Below are 18,586 nucleotides of genomic sequence, written 5' to 3' on the forward strand. Positions count from 1 at the left end.
ATGGATTTAGAAAAATTTGTTCAATACGTTCATGACGAGAATAAAGTAGAGCCAAAAGATGTAATGCCCGATGATTACAGAAAACTATTGGTTCGTCAGATTTCACAGCACGCGCATTCTGAGATTGTCGGAATGTTGCCGGAAGCCAACTGGATTTCAAGAGCGCCTTCACTGAGAAGAAAAATGGCTCTTTTAGCTAAAGTTCAGGATGAAGCAGGACACGGATTATACCTGTATTCTGCAACCGAAACTTTAGGAAACGGAACCATCAGAGCAGACAGAGATGCCACTTACGAAGATATGTTGGAAGGGAAAGCGAAATACTCAAGTATTTTCAACTATCCTACGCTGAGCTGGGCAGATATCGGCGCTATTGGCTGGTTGGTAGATGGTGCAGCCATTATGAATCAGGTGATGCTGATGGGGAATTCTTATGGTCCTTATTCAAGAGCGATGGTGAAAATCTGTAAAGAAGAATCTTTCCACCAAAGACAGGGCTACGAAATTCTGATGGCGCTTTGCCGTGGAACGAAACAGCAGAAAGAAATGGCTCAGGCTTCGTTAAATCGTTTCTGGTGGCCGGCTTTAATGATGTTTGGCCCGAATGATGACAGCTCTCCAAACTCTAAAATCTCGATGAATTACAGAGTGAAAAGAGAAAGTAACGACAGTCTTCGTCAGAGATTCATCGACGTGACCGTTTCTCAGGCAGAATTTTTGGGATTAACCATGCCGGATAAAGATCTGAAATGGAATGAGGAAAGACAGCATTATGATTTCGGTGAACTTCCTTGGGATGAATTCATGGAAATCTTAAAAGGAAACGGACCTTGTAATAAGAAAAGATTACAAACCAAGGTAAAAGCGCAGCAGGAAAACCTTTGGGTAAAAGAAGCGGCAATAGCTTTTGCAGAGAAACAACAAAAAGAAGTAATATAATAATGTAACAATATACCAATGTAAAATTGTAACAATCAATTGGTCACTCTGAGCAAAGCGAAGAATCTCTGATTGGTAAACCGTTACACTGATACATTGTTAAATTTAGAATTTGACTATGGCAAATTTAGATATGTGGGAAGTGTTTATTCAGACTAAACCGGGACTATCTCACAAACACGCAGGAATAGTACAGGCGCCAACAGCAGAAATGGCTTTGCAGAACGCAAGAGACGTTTACACAAGAAGAAAAGAAGGAACTTCTGTTTGGGTAGTGCCAAGTAAATATATCGTGACTTCAGAAGGAGTAGACAAGGAAGCTTTCTTTGATCCGGCAGACGACAAATTATACCGTCACCCGACGTTCTATGATATTCCTAATGATGTAAAAAACATGTAATTAATAAAGACTTTAAGATGTGAGATATCAGATGCCAGACATTGGCTCTATCTGAAATCTAGTATCTGAAATCTGAAATCTATTAAACAATGAATCCATTATATAATTATTTATTAAAGTTTGCTGATGACAGCTTCATCATGGGACAAAGGCTGTCTGCATGGTGCGGTGAAGGTCCTTATTTAGAGGAAGATATTGCATTGACAAACATTGCATTGGACGAACTTGGCCAGGCCAACAACTTCTATGTGTATGCATCAAGAGTTGCGGATAACGGTAAAAGTGAAGACGATTTAGCCTTCTTAAGATACGAGCACGAATATGTCAACGCACATTGGGTAGAACTTCCAAATGAAGATTATGCGCAGACCATTCTTAAAGTATATGTATTCTCTGTATATCAGAAGTTGATGTATGAGGCATTGTCAAATTCTGCGGACGAAGAACTTTCCGCATTGGCTCAGAAGTCTTTAAAAGAGGTAAGGTATCATTATACGCACGCTTCTTCCTGGATGAAGATTTTTGCTCAGGGAACAGAAGAAAGCCGTGAACGTTTAGTGAAATCTCTTGATAATATCTGGGAATATTCAAAAGGTTTATTCGCAAAAGTGGAAGGAGAAGATGATTTAATTGCTTTAAATATCGCTCCGAGTGTTGACGCTCTTTATGAAGATTTTCTTTCGATCACACAAAAAGATTTTGCAGAATATGGATTGGAATATCCGTCAAATCCTTTTATGCAGCCAAAATCAAGAACAGGATACCATACAGAATACTTCGGATTTATCCTTTGCGAACTTCAGTATATGCAGAGAGCTTACCCGGGCTGTACGTGGTAGGAATTGTTATATTGATACACTGCTAAATTGTTAGATTAAAATTTTGAATAATTTATTAAACATACTATCCCAGGTTCCCGATCCCGAAATTCCGGTGATCAATGTTGTGGAATTAGGTATTGTAAGAGAGGCAAAAGTTACCGGTGAAAATACCTGTGAAGTAACCATTACGCCTACTTATTCTGCCTGTCCCGCCATGTTCACCATTGAGGAAGATATAACGAAGATCATGAAGGAAAACGGCTGGGATGCGAAAGTGGTAACCAAAATGTTTCCGATATGGACAACGGACTGGTTAACGGATGAAGCGAGAGAAAAACTTCGTATTTACGGAATCACACCTCCTGAAAAAGGAGCAGACGAACATCACATCGGGAAACCGAAAAAATGTCCGCGTTGCGGTTCTATGAACTCAAAACAGATCAGCAGATTCGGATCTACCTTGTGTAAAGCCTCTTATCAATGCTTAGACTGTCTGGAGCCGTTTGATTATTTTAAATGTCATTAATAGTAAGAAATTATTTTCAAAATAAATGACTTGATGATGTAGATAAAAAATGATACGACGAGTTTTGTCGTTAGCAGCCCTTAGTTTTGCTTCAGTATCATTTATTAATGATCTTATTTACAATAATCAACACAAAACATTTATTATGACAAATTGCAACAGCCAGAAATTTCCATCAACGTGCCAGGAATCTACTATTATTAAAACATTTCACAATACCGGAGAAGTTATCCGTTATCAGGAAATAGACCCTATTAGTGCCAGTTTACTAGATGGTGTTGTTCTGAGACAAGAAAACGGGAAATATTATAAAGCCATTTATACAGAGAATACCATTAATGTAGAATGGTACAGATGTACTTATCCCACTGATTTAACAAATGGAACCGGAGATAAAGTCATGCTAACTAAAGCGATTAATACCGCGGGATATTTGGGAGCAACTTTAAGATTTGATGCGAAAGAATATATTCTTAATGAACAATTAAGTTTTGTAAATATTTCCTGTTTTAAACTTTTGGGAGATAAGCAACATACAGTAATTAAATCAAATAGTAATCAGCGATTTAATTCTTATTTCTTACATTTTTCAAATTGTAACAATTTCATTATTGAAGGAATTAGTTTTGATTTAAATAAAAGAAACCTGCAAGTTTACACTGCCCATGACTGGGATAGTGCTGCAACTGAAATATTAAGAGATTTCAATGGAGGAATATATGTCATCAATTCACTTGAATCTACAAATATAGAAATTAGTGATTGTAGCTTCTTTGACTTATACACAAGAGCAGTACAATTTTATAATTGTGAAGGAACTATAAAAGTATCTAATAATTATTTTGAGAGTGGAGTGCAATCACAAATGTTCAGAATGGAGCATTTAGGACTTACGCAATCACATAATGCCAATTTTATTGTGGAGAACAATACTTTTAAAAATGCAAAAAATTTAAACCCTTCCACAGCTCCTTGTGGGATATTTGCATTTGATTGCGGATACTATGGATCAGTTTTGATTACAAACAACAATTTTGAATATTGTGGAAGGAATAATACCGGACACCACAGATTGTATGCAATAGATTTTTATGATAATGTGAATAACTTTATTATCAGTAACAACATGTTTAGGAATACAACCTGGGGAGCTATCAGATTTGATGGAACTAAGAAGAATGCCATTATTTCGGATAATTATATTCATCAACTGATTGCCGACGACAGTGGAGTTATTAACTCTTCTTCCAGATTAACAGATGGTCTCGCCAAGGAGTTTAAAAATATTTCAATTAACAATAATATTATCGAAACCTCTGATAGCGCCACTTATGGAATATTACTTCAGTCTCAGGTGGATGAGATAGAAGCAGACAATATTAATATACAAAATAATAATTTTAACAACGTTAGAACAGCAGTTACTATTGGAGGTAATATTAATAATATCAATATATCCAATAATTGTGGATCTAATCTACACTCCGTTGCAATTGACTATTTAGCCTATTCAACTACAATTACAACTATAACTGATGCTAATGGAGATGTAATAACAACAGAGACAAAAAGGCTTACTTCTGCTTTAGGAAATGCGTTAATTAGTAATAATAATTTTAAAGCGAGCGCTCAAGGGAATGCATTTGTAGGTATTTCTATTAGAAGTTATACACCACAATCTGTAGAAGAATTTAAAATAGTCAATGATCTAACTAAGAGATTTGTAATTTCAAATAATTTAATATACGGAAACGGAAATAATTATGGAATAGTTACTGATATAACCACTCCTTCTATTCCCTTTGGAAGATCTTTGGATGGAAAGGTCACAATATCTGGTAATGAAATAAATAACGTTAGAAGTGGACTTTATTTAAGATGTGAAAATAGTATTGTTAGGGATAATATATTATTCAACTGCAGTGTTCTTCCTATTGAAGAAGATTTTGTTACAAACATTAAATTCCAGAATTATTATAATAATAGCCCCATATAAGGAAAGGGATAAAAAGAAGCTTTTTCATTTTTAAATTATGCAAAACAATATTTTAAACATACCATCCCAGTTTCCCGATCCCGAAATTCCGGTGATCAATGTAGTGAAATTGGATATTTAATGTAAACATAAATCAATGTACCAGTTTAACAAATAGCAAAATAATTGCTACACTGTTAAACTGATACATTTTTAGATTTATTTGCAGCATTGTTAATCTGTTAGATTGTTACATGATAGAGATTGCCACATTATTTTATATTGTTAAATTAGAGCAGTGTAATTTTTTAATTCTTTAATCATTTAATTTTAAATTTAAAACCATGTATACACAACTTGATATTGAAACGCATTTTGACGGAAAACTGAAAATTGCTTACCTCAATCAGCCGGAAACAATGAACGCGCTTACCAAGCCATCTTTATCAGATCTGAAAGATTTTGTTAAAGAATGTAGTGAAGACCCTACCGTAAGATGTGTGGCGATTTCGGGAAGAGGAAGAGCTTTCTGTTCCGGTCAAAATCTGGATGATGCTTTCGTACAGGGTAACGAACACCATGATAACGATATCATCAGAAAAATTGTAGTGGATTACTATAATCCTCTGGTAACAGAAATCACGCGTTGTAAAAAACCTGTTGTGGCATTAGTAAACGGTCCTGCAGTAGGTGCAGGTGCAATGTTGGCATTGATCTGTGACTTTGTTTTGGCAGTAGATAAATCTTATTTTGCTCAGGCATTTTCAAATATCGGATTGATTCCTGATACGGGTGGAACTTATTTCCTTCCAAAATTATTGGGAAGACAGTTAGCCAACTATTTAGCATTTACTGGCAAAAGACTGTCAGCGGAAGAATCTAAATCTTACGGTTTAGTGGCTGAAGTATTCACTGAAGAAGAGTTTGCTCAGAAATCTATGGAGATTCTTGAGAAAATGTCAAATATGCCGACCGCTGCTATTAAATTGACTAAAAAAGCCTTTGCCCAGTCTTATACCAACACATTAAAAGAACAATTGGAGCTGGAAGGCGATCTGCAACAGGAAGCTGCAGAAACAGAAGACTTCATCGAAGGTGTCAATGCCTTTTTACAGAAAAGAAAACCTGATTATAAAGGAAAATAAATTATAGAAGCTAGAGATTAGAAGTTAGATATTAGTAAGTATGCGATCTAACTTCTAACTTCTGGTTTCTAATATCTATAAAAAATGAAAAATATCGGAATTATTGGGGCAGGAACCATGGGCGTAGGAATTGCTCAGGTGGCTGCAACAGCGGGATGCAAAGTCGTTTTATTCGATGCAAATGCTCCGCAGATTGATAAAGCATTATCAGGCTTAGAGAAAACACTTCAGAAATTAGTGGATAAAGCTAAAATTTCTCAGGAAAAAGCCACAGAAATCAGAACAAATATCGTTAAAGGTGAAGCTTTACAGGATTTGAAAGACTCAGATCTTGTCATAGAAGCCATCATCGAAAACAAAGACATAAAAACCAAAGTTTTTACAGAACTTGAAACCTATGTTTCCGACGACTGTATCATTGGTTCCAATACGTCATCCATTTCTATCACCTCTCTTGGTGCAGAATTAAAGAAGCCCGAGCGTTTCATCGGAATTCACTTTTTCAATCCGGCACCACTGATGCCTTTGGTTGAGGTGATTCCTTCTTTATTAACAGAAAAATCATTACCGGAAAAAATTTATAACCTCATGAAAGGATGGGGGAAAATTCCTGTGATTGCTAAAGATATTCCCGGATTTATTGTCAACAGAATTGCCCGCCCTTACTACGGCGAGGGATTAAGGATTGTTGAAGAAAATATTGCAACTCCTGAACAGGTAGACGAAGCGATGAGAACACTGGGGAACTTTAAAATGGGACCTTTTGAACTGATGGATTTAATCGGTGTGGATGTGAATTTTGCAGTAACCATAACCGTTTACAAAGACTATTTCTACGATCCGAAATACAAACCTTCTCTGCTTCAGCAAAGAATGGCTGAGGCCAAGCTTCACGGCAGAAAAACAGGAAAAGGTTTCTATGATTACGCAGAAGGCGCAGAAAAACAGGTCGCTCAAAAAGATGATGCATTATATCAGCAGATCTTCTTAAGGATCATTTCAATGTTGATCAATGAAGCAGTAGAAGCCAAAAGATTAGGAATTGCCAACGATGAAGACATCGAATTGGCCATGCAGAAAGGAGTCAACTATCCAAAAGGATTACTGGCATGGGGAAAAGAAATCGGGTATTCAAAAATCTCCGGAACGCTAGAGAACCTTTACGGAGAATATCAGGAAGAAAGATACAGACAGAGCCCTTTGCTTCGCAAAATGTAAGAATATAAAAATGTAAGAGTGTAACAATATAAAAAAATATACCTGTTATCAATATCTAAATAATGAGTCCCAAAGGGACGATTTACCATAGAATCGGATGAAACACGATTTATATAAAAACAGGGTTACATTGATAAATTAAAAATTATGACGCCGAGAGAAGTTGCAGATTATATGTTCGGTCAGGATTATTTTTCCCAGTGGATGAATATCAAAATGATCGAAGTCAAAGAAAACTATTGTTTAATAGAAATGCCCATCAAGAAGGAGATGATTAATGGGCTGAAAACGGTTCACGGAGGCGTTACGTTTGCTTTTGCAGATTCTGCATTGGCATTTTCGTCCAACAATTCCGGCGATGCAGCCGTTGCGCTGAACTGTATCATCAATTTTACCAAAGCCGGTAAAGAAGGGGATGTTTTCAGAGCAGAAAGTATTCTGGTGAATGATACCAGAAAAACAGCCGTTTACGACATAAAGATCACCAATCAAAACAGTGAACTGATCGCAAAATTCGTCGGAACCGTCTATAAAATCGGAAAAAAAGTAACAGAACTATAAAAAGATAAAAGACATCAGATGCCAGATATTAGATTAAAAAATGTCTGACGTCTGAAATCTGAAATCTAAAAATCTAATAAAAAATGAACAACGTATACATCATAGACTACGTCAGAACACCCATTTCAAAACTGCAGGGAGGATTATCAGAAGTAAGAGCGGATGATTTGGCGGCAGTGGTTATTAAAGAAGTTATGGCCAGAAATCCTGAAGTTCCTGCTGAGGAAATTGAGGATGTTATTTTCGGATGTGCTAATCAGGCGGGAGAAGATAACCGTAACGTAGCGAGAATGGCTCTTTTATTGGCCGGGCTGCCTTACAAAATCGGTGGAGAAACGGTAAACAGGCTTTGCGCTTCAGGAATGTCAGCGGTGGCTAATGCTTTCCGTTCCATTGCTTCCGGAGAAGGTGAAATTTATATTGCTGGTGGAGTAGAACAGATGACGCGTTCTCCTTACGTAATGTCTAAGCCGGGTGCTGCTTTCGGAAGAGACAGTCAGATGTTTGATACCACTTTCGGATGGCGTTTTGTTAACCCGAAAATGAAAGAGATGTACGGAGTTGATGGAATGGGAGAAACCGCTGAAAACTTAGCCGATATGCATAATATCAGCAGAGAAGATCAGGATAAATTTGCCCTTTGGTCTCAGCAAAAAGCGACAAAAGCCCAACAAAGCGGAAGACTGGCGGAAGAAATTGTAAAAGTTGAAATTCCTCAGAAAAAAGGAGAGCCTAAAGTTTTTGATCAGGATGAATTCATCAAACCTACATCTTCTATGGAAGGTTTGGGAAAACTTCGTCCGGCTTTCAGAAAAGAAGGAACCGTAACGGCAGGAAATGCTTCAGGAATGAATGATGGAGCAGCAGCGCTTATTTTAGCAAGTGAAGAAGCGGTAAAAAAATATGGTTTAAAACCGAAAGCTAAGATCTTAGGATCTGCCGTAGCTGGTGTGGAACCAAGAATTATGGGAATCGGACCGGTAGAAGCGACCCAGAAATTATTAAAAAGATTAAACCTTTCTCTGGAAGACATGGACATCATTGAACTGAACGAAGCATTTGCAGCACAGGCATTAGCCGTGACCAGAAGCTTAGGTTTGAAAGATGATGACTCAAGAGTAAATCCAAACGGAGGAGCTATTGCCATCGGCCACCCGCTGGGAGTGTCAGGAGCAAGAATCATTGGATCTGCTGCTATTGAACTGGAGAAACAAGATAAGAAATATGCATTGTGTACCCTTTGTATCGGTGTCGGACAGGGATATGCAATGGTCATTGAAAAAGTATAATTTTTTCAATAATGTAACAATATAAAAATGTATCAATATAACAATTCCTCCTATGCTGAGGTTGCCAAAGCATTTCAATTGGTAAACTGTTAGATTGATACATTGTTAAATTAAATTTTTAAATGTAACAGTCTAATAATGTATCAGTGTAACATTATCAATGTAACTTAAGAGTTTTTAGATTGGTAAACTGTTAGATTGATACATTGTTAAATTAAATTTTTAACAAAAATTTTATGAACATCTACTCATACCACGGTATCCGTCCCATCATCAAGCCCTCTGCTTATATTCATCCGCAGGCGGTGATCATCGGGAATGTGGAAATCGGTGAAGAAGTATATATAGGACCCAATGCTGTGATCCGAGGCGATTGGGGAAAAATTATCATTAAAGACGGAGCCAATGTCCAGGAAAACTGCACCCTGCATGTGTTCCCGAATATTGAAACCATCCTTGAAGAATCAGCCCATATCGGACATGGAGCGATCATCCATTCCGGACATATCGGTAAAAACTGCCTGGTAGGAATGAATTCCGTCGTGATGGATAAAGCTGTTATCGGTGATGAATGCATCATCGGAGCATTGGCTTTTGTTCCTGCTAATTTCACCTGCGGACCAAGAAAACTGATTGTGGGTAGCCCTGCGAAAATTATCCGTGACGTTTCCGATGAAATGATCCACTGGAAAACAGAAGGAACCAAGCTATACCAACAACTGGCAAGAGAAGGAAAAGAAGCTATCCTTCCATGTGAACCGTTCTCAGAATATGTAGAACAGACCGCTACCAAAACTGTAGATTACAGCATCTGGGCGGATTTAAAATAAACTTTTAAACCTTATTCAAAACGTATAAGGTTTTATGATACAATGAAAAAGAATATGATCAAAAAGATGCTCATTGCCTGTAGTATGCTGTTTGCTTTTCAATTCATGGTTTTAGCCCAGAATGAAAAAGTAAAACCGTTGACTATTGGAGAGGTCAGAACATTTAAATCTAAGATCTTAAATGAAGACAGAACTTTAAATATTTATCTGCCGCAAGGTTTTGATAAAACAAAATCATACCCGGTGATCTATCTGCTGGATGGCTCAATAAATGAAGATTTTATCCATGTTTCGGGATTAGTACAGTTCTTTAATCAAATGTATGCAATGCCTGAAACCATCGTAGTAGGAATTGCCAATATCGACAGAAAAAGAGATTTTACCTTTCATACCGATCTGAAAGATTTACAGCAGGATTATCCTACGACAGGACATTCAGATAAGTTTATTGAGTTTCTTGATAAAGAATTACTCCCTTACATAGGAAACCAGTATAAAACAACAGAGAAATATGTATTCGGTCAATCTCTTGGCGGACTTCTGGCAACAGAAATTTTGTTGAAAAAACCGGAAATGTTCAATAACTACTTTATCATCAGTCCAAGTTTGTGGTGGGATGATCAGAGTTTATTGAAACAGGCTCCGCAATGGCTTTCCAAAAGCCAGGATACTAAGAAATTTATATACGTTTCTGTAGGAAAAGACGAACATCCTGTGATGGTAAAAGACGCAGCATCTCTTTATGACGTACTGAAACAGGCCGGTAAAAAGAACTGGACTGTAGAATATAAAATGATGGAAACAGACAATCATGCGACCATTCTTCACCGAAGTTTGTACGAAGGTTTGGTGAAACTTTTTCCATATAAGGAACCTAAAAAATAAACCATCAAAATACGAATCATGAGATATTTATTTTTCGCCATTTTCTTTTCAGTGTTAATCAATGCTCAGAAAAAGCAGGATAAGAAAATTAATGTAAAGCTAAAAAATGAATTGGCCACGATTCAAAAAGATGATCAAATCTATCGTGAATTGATGGAGTCTGACGTTTCCCGGGAGCAAAAGGAAAAGGTCATGAAAGAAAAAAATCTTACTAAAGAAGACATTACGGATAGATTATGGTCACTGATGGATGAGCAGGATAAAGTCAATCTCGAAAAAGTTGAAAAAATCATTGCAGAATATGGATATCCTGGAAAATCTTTGGTAGGAGAGCCGGAAAATGAAACCACATGGTTTGTTATTCAGCACTCTCCAAAAATTAATCAATATATGCCCCTTATTAAAGCGGCAGCTGATCATAAAGAAATTCCGTTCAGATTGTATGCCACGATGCTGGACAGACAATTGATGAATGATGGAAAAGAACAGATCTACGGAACTCAGGGGTTTTCTTCTCACGATGGAGAGAAAGAAAGTGATCCTATTATCTGGCCGATTAAAGATGTTAAAAATGTAAATAAACTTAGAAAGGAAGCCGGTTTTTATGATACGGTGGAAAGCTATGCCAAGCGCCTCTACGGGAAGAATTTTGTTTTTAAAAATTATACTTTGGATGAAGTATTAAAGTTCGGAGATAGCCAGAAAGCGGAAGAAAAACCACTCAATCTTGAGCTTAAGAAAGAGCTTGCTCAGATTTATAAAGACGATCAGATCTACCGTGAGCTGACACAGCCCAATATTACGCCCGAAAGAAAGGCCGAGATCATAAAAGAGAAAAACCTCTCTACAGAAGACGTGAGTACGGGGTTGATCAAATTGATGGACGATCAGGATCAGAAGAATCTGGTTAAAGTTGAAAAGATCATTGAAAAATATGGCTATCCCGGAAAATCTATGGTGGGGGAACCTGAGAATTATGCCGTATGGTATGTCATCCAGCATTCCCCAAAAATCGAAAAATATTTTCCTCTGATCAAAAAAGCAGCCGATGAAAAAGAACTGCCGTTCAGATTGTATGCTATGATGATGGACAGAAAGCTCATGTACGAAAATAAAGAGCAGATCTATGGAACACAGATCCGTTCAATTTTTTCAACAAAAAACGGAAAAACGGAAACCCTGTCATTTGTGTGGCCGATAAAAGACCCGGAGGCTGTCAACGAACTGAGAAAGAATTCCGGATTTGGAAGGACCATCGAAGATTATGCTAAAGATGCAGGAGGGTTCGAATACAAAAAATATACATTGAAAGAAGCTTTGGACCTTCTTCCGAAAAAGAAATAAATGATAGAACGTCTGAAAAAATATTGGGTTTTCCTCTTGATTGCCCTTATCGGAATCAATTATGCGGGATTCTATTTATTGTGGGAATCAATGGGTATTTCCGACGCGTTAGAGCATGTAGAATCAGAACATGTGATCAGAACATTGAAACAGAAGGATTTTGTATATACCCTGTTTGTGGATGCAGTCCTGATCCTGGATTTTTCCCTTATTCTGCTGTTGCTGTTTATGGGAGGAAGGAAAATAGTACAACTCATTATTAAAAAATAAAAGTCAGGTAAAAAGTTAAAAATAATATGGAAAAACTGAAAAATTACATCTACGGAGAATGGGTAGAAGGTACCGGAAACGGACTTCCTTTATACAATGCCGTTACAGGCGAGCAGGTTGCTGTTTCAGATACAGAAGGGCTTAATTTTGAGCAGGCTCTTGACTACGGAAGAACAGTAGGCTACAAAAACCTTTCTTCCATGACGTTTTATGACAGAGGAGAGATGCTGAAAAAAGTGGCTCTTTATCTTTTGGAAAGAAAGAAAAAATATTACGAATTATCATATAAAACCGGAGCTACCCACGCAGATTCATGGGTAGATATAGAAGGAGGTTTCGGTACTTTCTTTACCTATTCCGGATTGGCCAAAAGAATGCTTCCCAACACTCCGTTCTGGGTGGATGGCGAAACTCAGAAAATCTCTGCGAATGGAACTTTTCTGGGAACTCATATTCTGACGCCAAGTGAAGGGGTTTCTATACAGATCAATGCCTATAACTTCCCGGTTTGGGGAATGTTGGAAAAATTGTCAACATCGCTGTTAGCAGGTGTTCCTTCCATTGTAAAGCCGTCTCCTTACGGTTCTTACCTGACGAACGCCGTTTTCCAGGACATGATTGAAAGTGGTGTCCTTCCGGAAGGTGCCCTTCAATTGGTTTGCGGTGAGCCGGGAAATATTCTGGATTATGTTCAGGATGGTGATTCTGTACTGTTCACCGGTTCTGCCAATACAGGAAGAAAACTGAAATCAATGCCTTCTATCGCTGGAAATGCAGTACGTTTTAATATGGAAGCAGACTCTCTGAACTGCTCAATTTTAGGTCTGGATGCAAAACCTGGAACTCCGGAATTTGATCTCTTCATCAAAGAAGTACGTACTGAAATGACGACAAAAGCAGGTCAGAAATGTACGGCAATCAGAAGGATTATTGTTCCTGAGCACCTGATCGGAGATGTTCAGAATGCTTTGTCTAAAGCTTTAGACCAAACCAAAATAGGAAACCCGTTGAGCAGAGAAACCAGAATGGGATCACTGGTAGGAAAACAGCAGTACGATGAGGTCGTTAGAAAAGTAAATATTTTAAAGTCAGAAACAGAATTAGTTTACGATGGAAAACATGAACTTGTAGATGCAGACTATGATAACGGTGCATTCATGAGCCCGAAACTGTTCTTAAACGATAAACCTTTCGAGAAAAATATCTCTCATGATGTAGAAGCTTTCGGACCGGTTTCCACGTTAATGCCTTACAGAGATGCTGAAGAAGCGGCGGCTCTTGCTAAAAGAGGAAAAGGAAGTTTGGTAGGATCTATTATTTCCCACGACGAAACCTTTATCGCAGAAACTTCATGGAAAATGGCTTCCCAGCACGGTAGAATTTTTGTTCTGAACAGAGACAATGCCAAAGAAAGTACAGGTCACGGTTCTCCGCTGCCTACTTTAATGCATGGTGGTCCTGGTAGAGCTGGTGGAGGCGAGGAAATGGGCGGACTGAACGGTCTTCATTTCTTCCTTCAGAAAACAGCGATTCAGGGTTCTCCGGATGTATTGAAAGCGATTACAAAAGTATATCAGCAGGGTGCCGAGAAAAAATTCTCAGATAAGCATCCGTTCCAGAAATATTTTGAAGAAGTTGAAGTAGGAGATTCATTGGAAACCGCAGGAAGAACGGTTACTGATGCAGATATCGTTAATTTCTCCAACGTTTCCTGGGATCATTTCTACGCACACACAGATGCTACAAGTTTAAGCGGAACTATTTTCGATAAAACAGTAGCTCACGGGTATTTCATCCTTTCTGCAGCGGCAGGACTGTTTGTATCAGGAAAAAAAGGACCTGTTATCGCTAACTACGGTTTGGAAAACTGTTCATTCTTTAAACCTGTTTATGCAGGAGATACGATCACGGTTTATTTAACGGCAAAAGAAAAAATAAACAGAGGCGTAAAAGGAAGAAACATTCCTTCCGGCGTTGTAAAATGGTTGGTAGAAGTAGTTAACCAAAGAGATGAAATCGTTTGTGTAGCGACGATCTTAACATTGGTGGCAAAGCATTCTCCTTTTATCGATTTGAAAGTGAAAAATGTTCAGAAAATATTGGGAGGTTTAACAGAAACGACGCCATTGAATTGGGGTAAAATGTCTCCTCAGCAAATGATCGAACACCTGGAACATGGCGTTCTGGTAAGCTTAGGTGAGCCGGAAGCCGACAAATGTTTTACCCCGGAAGAGCAATTGGAAAAATGGCAGGATTCACTTTATAATCACAGAAAAATGCCGAAAGATTTCCCTGCTCCATTCCTGGCTGAAGATGAAACTTTATTGGAATTAAAGCATAAAAATCTGGATGCTGCGAAACAGTCATTTCTGGATAATTTACAGAGATTTACAGTCTATTACAGAGAAAATCCACAGGCTGAACATATGAACTATGTATTCGGTAAACTGAATAAAGAGATGTGGGAGCTGATGCATAAGAAGCATTTTACCCACCACTTTGAACAGTTTGGATTGATTTAATTCAAAATAAATATAAATTTATGATCCCTTTTGGTTTTTACTGAAAGGGATTTTTTTAATTATCCTTGTCAGGGTTTAATAAGTAAGCCATTGGAAAATAAAAGTTTATATTAAAATGAGTAACTTTAATAGGCGAAATCCGAAAAGCATATAGAGTAGGAAGAAAAAATTAAAAACTAATGACTATGGAAAATTTAAAAAAACTTTCAAGAAGTGAATTGAGATCTGTTAAAGGTGCCGGTCCAAACTGGGCTTGTTTCCCTAATTTCTGCCCTCCGGGAAGTTGTTGCCGCCCTGGAAGATGGCCAGATATTGCAAGAGCATGTTATATATGTGCTGATTCTTAAAATAAAATATAAATTGATAGTCCCTTTTGGTTTTACTGAAAGGGATTTTTTAATTACCGTTGACAAGGATATCTGCTGCCTGAAAAATCTTAGTTTAGTAAAGGTTTTTGTTAAAAATGATAATTACTTTTACAGGACAATCAAAATCTCATTTATTTAAGACAAAATATGGACCTACAATTTTTCAAAGACTTTGACTTTACGGACTTCTGGAATGAAAGCAGTTATTCTGTAAGAGATTATATTGAGCCGTTTCCGGATGACGAACTTATTGCTTCTGTAGAAGAAGAGCTTGGCTACAAACTTCCCGCGTCTTATATTGAACTGATGAAACTGCAGAACGGCGGATTGGTTGAGAAATCCTGCTTTCCTACAACAGAAGAGAATTCATGGGCGGATGATCATATTGCGATTACCGGAATTATGGGTATTGGAAGAGAGAAAACCTATTCTATCTGTGGAGAACTCGGAAGCCAGTTTATGATTGAGGAATGGGGATATCCTGCAATCGGTATTTACATCTGCGATTGTCCTTCGGCGGGGCATGATATGGTTTTGCTGGACTATTCCAATTGCGGCAAAGATGGAGAACCGGAAGTGGTTCACATTGATCAGGAAAATGATTATAAAAAGATATTTCTGGCCAAAGACTTTGAAACTTTCATAAAGGGTCTGAAAGATGAAGATGAATTTGACGGTGAATAATTAAAACGATATTTTTAAACTTTAATTCAAATCGTAAAAAATAAAAACAATGAACGAAAGCTGGATGCAAAAATGGGAAGAGGTAAAAGATAGACTTATCTGTCCTGTAGATTTGGAAACCTATTTTACTTCAGATGAAATTATGAGGGAGAAAATGGAAGTAATGGAGATCGGGAATGTTTCGCTGCCGTCAGGAAAAGTGATTGTAAGAGATCCTTTGGTTTACTTAAATGCAAAGGAGAAACCTTATTTTGTTGAAGTACCAAAAGGTAATTTCCCTGTTAAAATCGCTGTGGCCAAATTCGAGGATTGGGGAGACCGGTATGCTGCTGTGAAAGTAGAATTTACAAAAGAAGAGGCTGTTGTATACAGAGAGGCATTAATAGGAGAAGAGGAACTTGGAGATTCTGAGGAAGAAGATTATTTCGGCTTTGTAGTAGATGCAGGGTTGGCGTGTATTACCGATAGACAGGTAGTTCCTTATGTGGAGAAGTTTATTTCAGAACTTGATGTGGAAAACATTTACGATGACTATTTTGCAGAACTCTTTGCTAAAAGCTATAAAGAAAATCCTGATAATCAAAGAGATTTGGGAGACTGGATCAATTGGAAAGTGCCGGATACAGAATATCAGATTCCAATATTTGCAAGCGGTTTAGGAGATGGAGTATATCCTGTTTACTTTGGGTATGATGCAAAGGACGAAATTTGCAGCCTTTATATTCACTTTATTGATATCGAAATGGAATTATCTGATGAAGAAAACGAAGAGGATGAATAATTTCTATAAAACATACATTTATTAATGAAAATCAAGATCTGTTATTATCTTGCTTCTGTCTTGTTGCTTGTTTGCTGTATTTCTAAAAAGAAAAGCATTTCAAAAGCGGAATACGAACCACTTGCGGGAATTTCGTATGGAATGGAAGAAGAAGAGAAAAAATATTGGGATTCTTTGTGCAATGCAGAGAGAAACCAGGCAGTTAAAGACATTAAAAACAACCATATTTTTTACACGCATGTTTTCGGCATGGTGGAAATGTACAGAAGCAATTCTGAAATGGATTCTCTTTTAGCTTTATATTCTATTAAAACGAGGAAGAGCTTATATTACTGTATGGTACCATCCTCAAAACAGAATTGTTACGGCGTAAAAATGCGGGAGGAGATCGTTAGAAGACATGGGGAAAACTTCATCGATTCTTTGAGGAAAGTAGCCGAAATCTCTTATGTGAATAAAAGAAAGAACGAGGTTTTCAGTTTTGAGGAATGCGATATGAACTCCCGTTATGCAAAATCAAATGATTATAGCGATGCCCTGGAAAGGGTAGAAAAGGATTTCTGGAATGATACTGAATATCCTGATGAATTTGTTTTCAGAAAGGAGAAAGATTTATATTCGTCCATGGAAGCAAACTTTATCCTTCGAAAAGACGGGAGTATCTCTGAACCCAAGGTAGATATTCGCTTTCAAAATGAAGACAACTACCAGTTTTCGGGATATTTTATTAAAAAGCTTAAAGATTTTGTTATAAAATCAAAATGGAAACCCGCTACCTCAGTTGGAATTCCGGTAAATAGTGAAATGCATGTATTAATATTTTTTAAATAAACTAAAATGAAAAGAAAGTTAAGTTTTGTGATGTTGTGTTTTTCTATGCTGCTTCTAGCGCAGAAAGGGAAAGATGTTAAAAAAAATCAAATAGACCAAAAGCTGGTAGGAAGCTGGAAAGGAGAAGAAGATGATCAGCAGATTGCAGGAATGCATAAAAGCTGGATCATGCATCGTTCGGATGATGGCAAATTCCTCTTGTTATTCGTTGCTGTTCAGGATGGAAAAACGACAACGTTTACAGAAAAAGGACAATGGTGGGTTGAAGATGGTAAATTCTATGAGCTTCATAAAGGAGATGGCAAAACTGATGTCTATACCTATAAGGTCCTGGATAAGGATCATGTAAAATTCACAGCGGCTCAATTATCTCTTGAACAGAATAATGAAAACTATGAGTTCATAGATACCAAACTAGAAGATTAATCCTAAGCTCAAATTCAATTGGGTAATCAATTATTTTATGGGGTTTTATTAACTTTCCAATGAAAACATTTGCAGATAAAGTCATAGAATTCAATAAAAACCTTCAGTTTTCAGGAGATCTTCCTGAGGGCTTTGAGGCCATGAATCCGTATCTGGATAATCCGGAAACGATGACGGTCATGGAGGAATTTTATCACAAATACTATAATGACAGAAACCAGAGGAAACTGATGATCGGGATCAATCCCAGCCGGCATGGAGCAGGAGTGACGGGCGTTCCGTTTACCGATACCAAAAGGCTGGAAGCGGTCTGCGGAATTAAAATGCAGTCGGCCCACACCCATGAAGTTTCTTCGGTTTTTATGTATGATATGATTTCGGAGTATGGTGGTCCTGAAGAATTTTACAAAGACGTTTATATCAATTCCCCTTTTCCGCTGGCCATTGTGCGAAAAACAAAAACCGGCTGGCTGAACGCGAATTATTATGATGATAAAAAACTCTTTGAAGCGGTAAAAGATTTTATGATCGATGCTCTGAAGAAACATATCAGCCTTGGCGTGGATACTTCCGAAGTATTTGTTCTCGGCAAAAAGAATTCAGAATTTATCTCTGCGCTGAACAAAGAAGCCAAATTATTTGATACCATGACCGTCCTTGAACATCCGAGATATATCCAGCAGTACAAAACAAAACAAAAACAGCTGTACATCGACAAATATATTTTGGCATTGAAAAAATAGCTGTTAATTGCAGCACTGAACGATTACC

At 37.5% G+C, this 18,586-nt stretch carries 20 protein-coding genes; all 20 read left to right on the forward strand.

What is annotated here, in order from left to right:
- The 20 genes from paaA to BUA72_RS21110 all read left to right on the forward strand — a co-directional run bounded on the left by paaA (nt 1) and on the right by BUA72_RS21110 (nt 18,558).
- Nucleotides 1-939, forward strand: coding sequence for a 1,2-phenylacetyl-CoA epoxidase subunit PaaA (gene paaA / locus BUA72_RS21015; RefSeq protein ID WP_047454460.1), 939 nt, complete (start codon nt 1-3; stop codon nt 937-939).
- 118 nt (nt 940-1,057) lie between these two features.
- Nucleotides 1,058-1,339, forward strand: a complete 282-nt coding sequence (gene paaB, locus BUA72_RS21020; protein ID WP_034725794.1) for a 1,2-phenylacetyl-CoA epoxidase subunit PaaB — start codon at nt 1,058-1,060, stop codon at nt 1,337-1,339.
- A gap of 89 nt (nt 1,340-1,428) precedes the next feature.
- Entirely contained in the window at nt 1,429-2,178 is a 750-nt protein-coding gene (gene paaC / locus BUA72_RS21025; RefSeq protein ID WP_072924962.1) for a 1,2-phenylacetyl-CoA epoxidase subunit PaaC, read from the forward strand.
- Nucleotides 2,179-2,221: 43 nt separating this feature from the next.
- A complete protein-coding gene (gene paaD / locus BUA72_RS21030; RefSeq protein WP_047454464.1) occupies nt 2,222-2,686 on the forward strand; it encodes a 1,2-phenylacetyl-CoA epoxidase subunit PaaD in 465 nt (154 codons plus the stop codon).
- 49 nt (nt 2,687-2,735) lie between these two features.
- Nucleotides 2,736-4,682 carry a hypothetical protein gene (locus BUA72_RS21035; RefSeq protein ID WP_072924964.1) on the forward strand — a complete coding sequence of 649 codons (1,947 nt, stop codon included), beginning with the start codon at nt 2,736-2,738 and terminating at the stop codon, nt 4,680-4,682.
- Nucleotides 4,683-5,005: 323 nt separating this feature from the next.
- A complete protein-coding gene (locus tag BUA72_RS21040) occupies nt 5,006-5,806 on the forward strand; it encodes an enoyl-CoA hydratase/isomerase family protein (RefSeq protein WP_072924965.1) in 801 nt (266 codons plus the stop codon).
- Between the two features lie 84 nt (nt 5,807-5,890).
- Nucleotides 5,891-7,024, forward strand: coding sequence for a 3-hydroxyacyl-CoA dehydrogenase NAD-binding domain-containing protein (locus BUA72_RS21045; protein ID WP_072924967.1), 1,134 nt, complete (start codon nt 5,891-5,893; stop codon nt 7,022-7,024).
- 147 nt (nt 7,025-7,171) lie between these two features.
- Nucleotides 7,172-7,585: a PaaI family thioesterase gene (locus BUA72_RS21050; RefSeq protein ID WP_072924968.1), complete on the forward strand. Its 414-nt coding sequence runs from the start codon at nt 7,172-7,174 to the stop codon at nt 7,583-7,585.
- 83 nt (nt 7,586-7,668) lie between these two features.
- The gene (gene pcaF / locus BUA72_RS21055; RefSeq protein WP_072924970.1) at nt 7,669-8,874 is read left to right on the forward strand and encodes a 3-oxoadipyl-CoA thiolase; all 1,206 of its coding nucleotides are present in this window, start codon (nt 7,669-7,671) and stop codon (nt 8,872-8,874) included.
- 236 nt (nt 8,875-9,110) lie between these two features.
- Nucleotides 9,111-9,704: an acyltransferase gene (locus BUA72_RS21060; protein WP_034725774.1), complete on the forward strand. Its 594-nt coding sequence runs from the start codon at nt 9,111-9,113 to the stop codon at nt 9,702-9,704.
- Between the two features lie 42 nt (nt 9,705-9,746).
- On the forward strand, nt 9,747-10,589 hold the full coding sequence (locus BUA72_RS21065; RefSeq protein ID WP_228407931.1) for an alpha/beta hydrolase: 843 nt from the start codon (nt 9,747-9,749) through the stop codon (nt 10,587-10,589).
- A gap of 18 nt (nt 10,590-10,607) precedes the next feature.
- The gene (locus tag BUA72_RS24685; RefSeq protein WP_228407932.1) at nt 10,608-11,933 is read left to right on the forward strand and encodes a DUF6624 domain-containing protein; all 1,326 of its coding nucleotides are present in this window, start codon (nt 10,608-10,610) and stop codon (nt 11,931-11,933) included.
- Nucleotides 11,934-12,203 (forward strand): hypothetical protein, encoded by a 270-nt coding sequence (locus BUA72_RS21075; protein WP_072924974.1) that lies wholly within the window; start codon nt 11,934-11,936, stop codon nt 12,201-12,203.
- Nucleotides 12,204-12,229: 26 nt separating this feature from the next.
- Nucleotides 12,230-14,725, forward strand: coding sequence for a phenylacetic acid degradation bifunctional protein PaaZ (paaZ, locus tag BUA72_RS21080; protein ID WP_072924975.1), 2,496 nt, complete (start codon nt 12,230-12,232; stop codon nt 14,723-14,725).
- A 185-nt stretch (nt 14,726-14,910) separates the two neighbouring features.
- The gene (locus tag BUA72_RS24860; protein ID WP_410493334.1) at nt 14,911-15,072 is read left to right on the forward strand and encodes a bacteriocin-like protein; all 162 of its coding nucleotides are present in this window, start codon (nt 14,911-14,913) and stop codon (nt 15,070-15,072) included.
- 168 nt (nt 15,073-15,240) lie between these two features.
- Complete coding sequence (locus tag BUA72_RS21090; RefSeq protein WP_072924978.1) at nt 15,241-15,777, forward strand: SMI1/KNR4 family protein; 537 nt, start codon at nt 15,241-15,243, stop codon at nt 15,775-15,777.
- A 49-nt stretch (nt 15,778-15,826) separates the two neighbouring features.
- A complete protein-coding gene (locus tag BUA72_RS21095; RefSeq protein WP_175548918.1) occupies nt 15,827-16,558 on the forward strand; it encodes a DUF4241 domain-containing protein in 732 nt (243 codons plus the stop codon).
- 24 nt (nt 16,559-16,582) lie between these two features.
- Entirely contained in the window at nt 16,583-17,389 is an 807-nt protein-coding gene (locus BUA72_RS21100) for a hypothetical protein (protein WP_072924981.1), read from the forward strand.
- A 6-nt stretch (nt 17,390-17,395) separates the two neighbouring features.
- Nucleotides 17,396-17,815 (forward strand): hypothetical protein, encoded by a 420-nt coding sequence (locus BUA72_RS21105; RefSeq protein ID WP_072924983.1) that lies wholly within the window; start codon nt 17,396-17,398, stop codon nt 17,813-17,815.
- A gap of 59 nt (nt 17,816-17,874) precedes the next feature.
- Nucleotides 17,875-18,558, forward strand: coding sequence for an SMUG2 DNA glycosylase family protein (locus tag BUA72_RS21110; protein WP_072924984.1), 684 nt, complete (start codon nt 17,875-17,877; stop codon nt 18,556-18,558).
- Nucleotides 18,559-18,586: the final 28 nt, after the last annotated feature.

It is taken from the genome of Chryseobacterium sp. OV279, from assembly GCF_900128945.1.
In the GTDB taxonomy this organism is placed as follows: Bacteria; Bacteroidota; Bacteroidia; order Flavobacteriales; family Weeksellaceae; genus Chryseobacterium.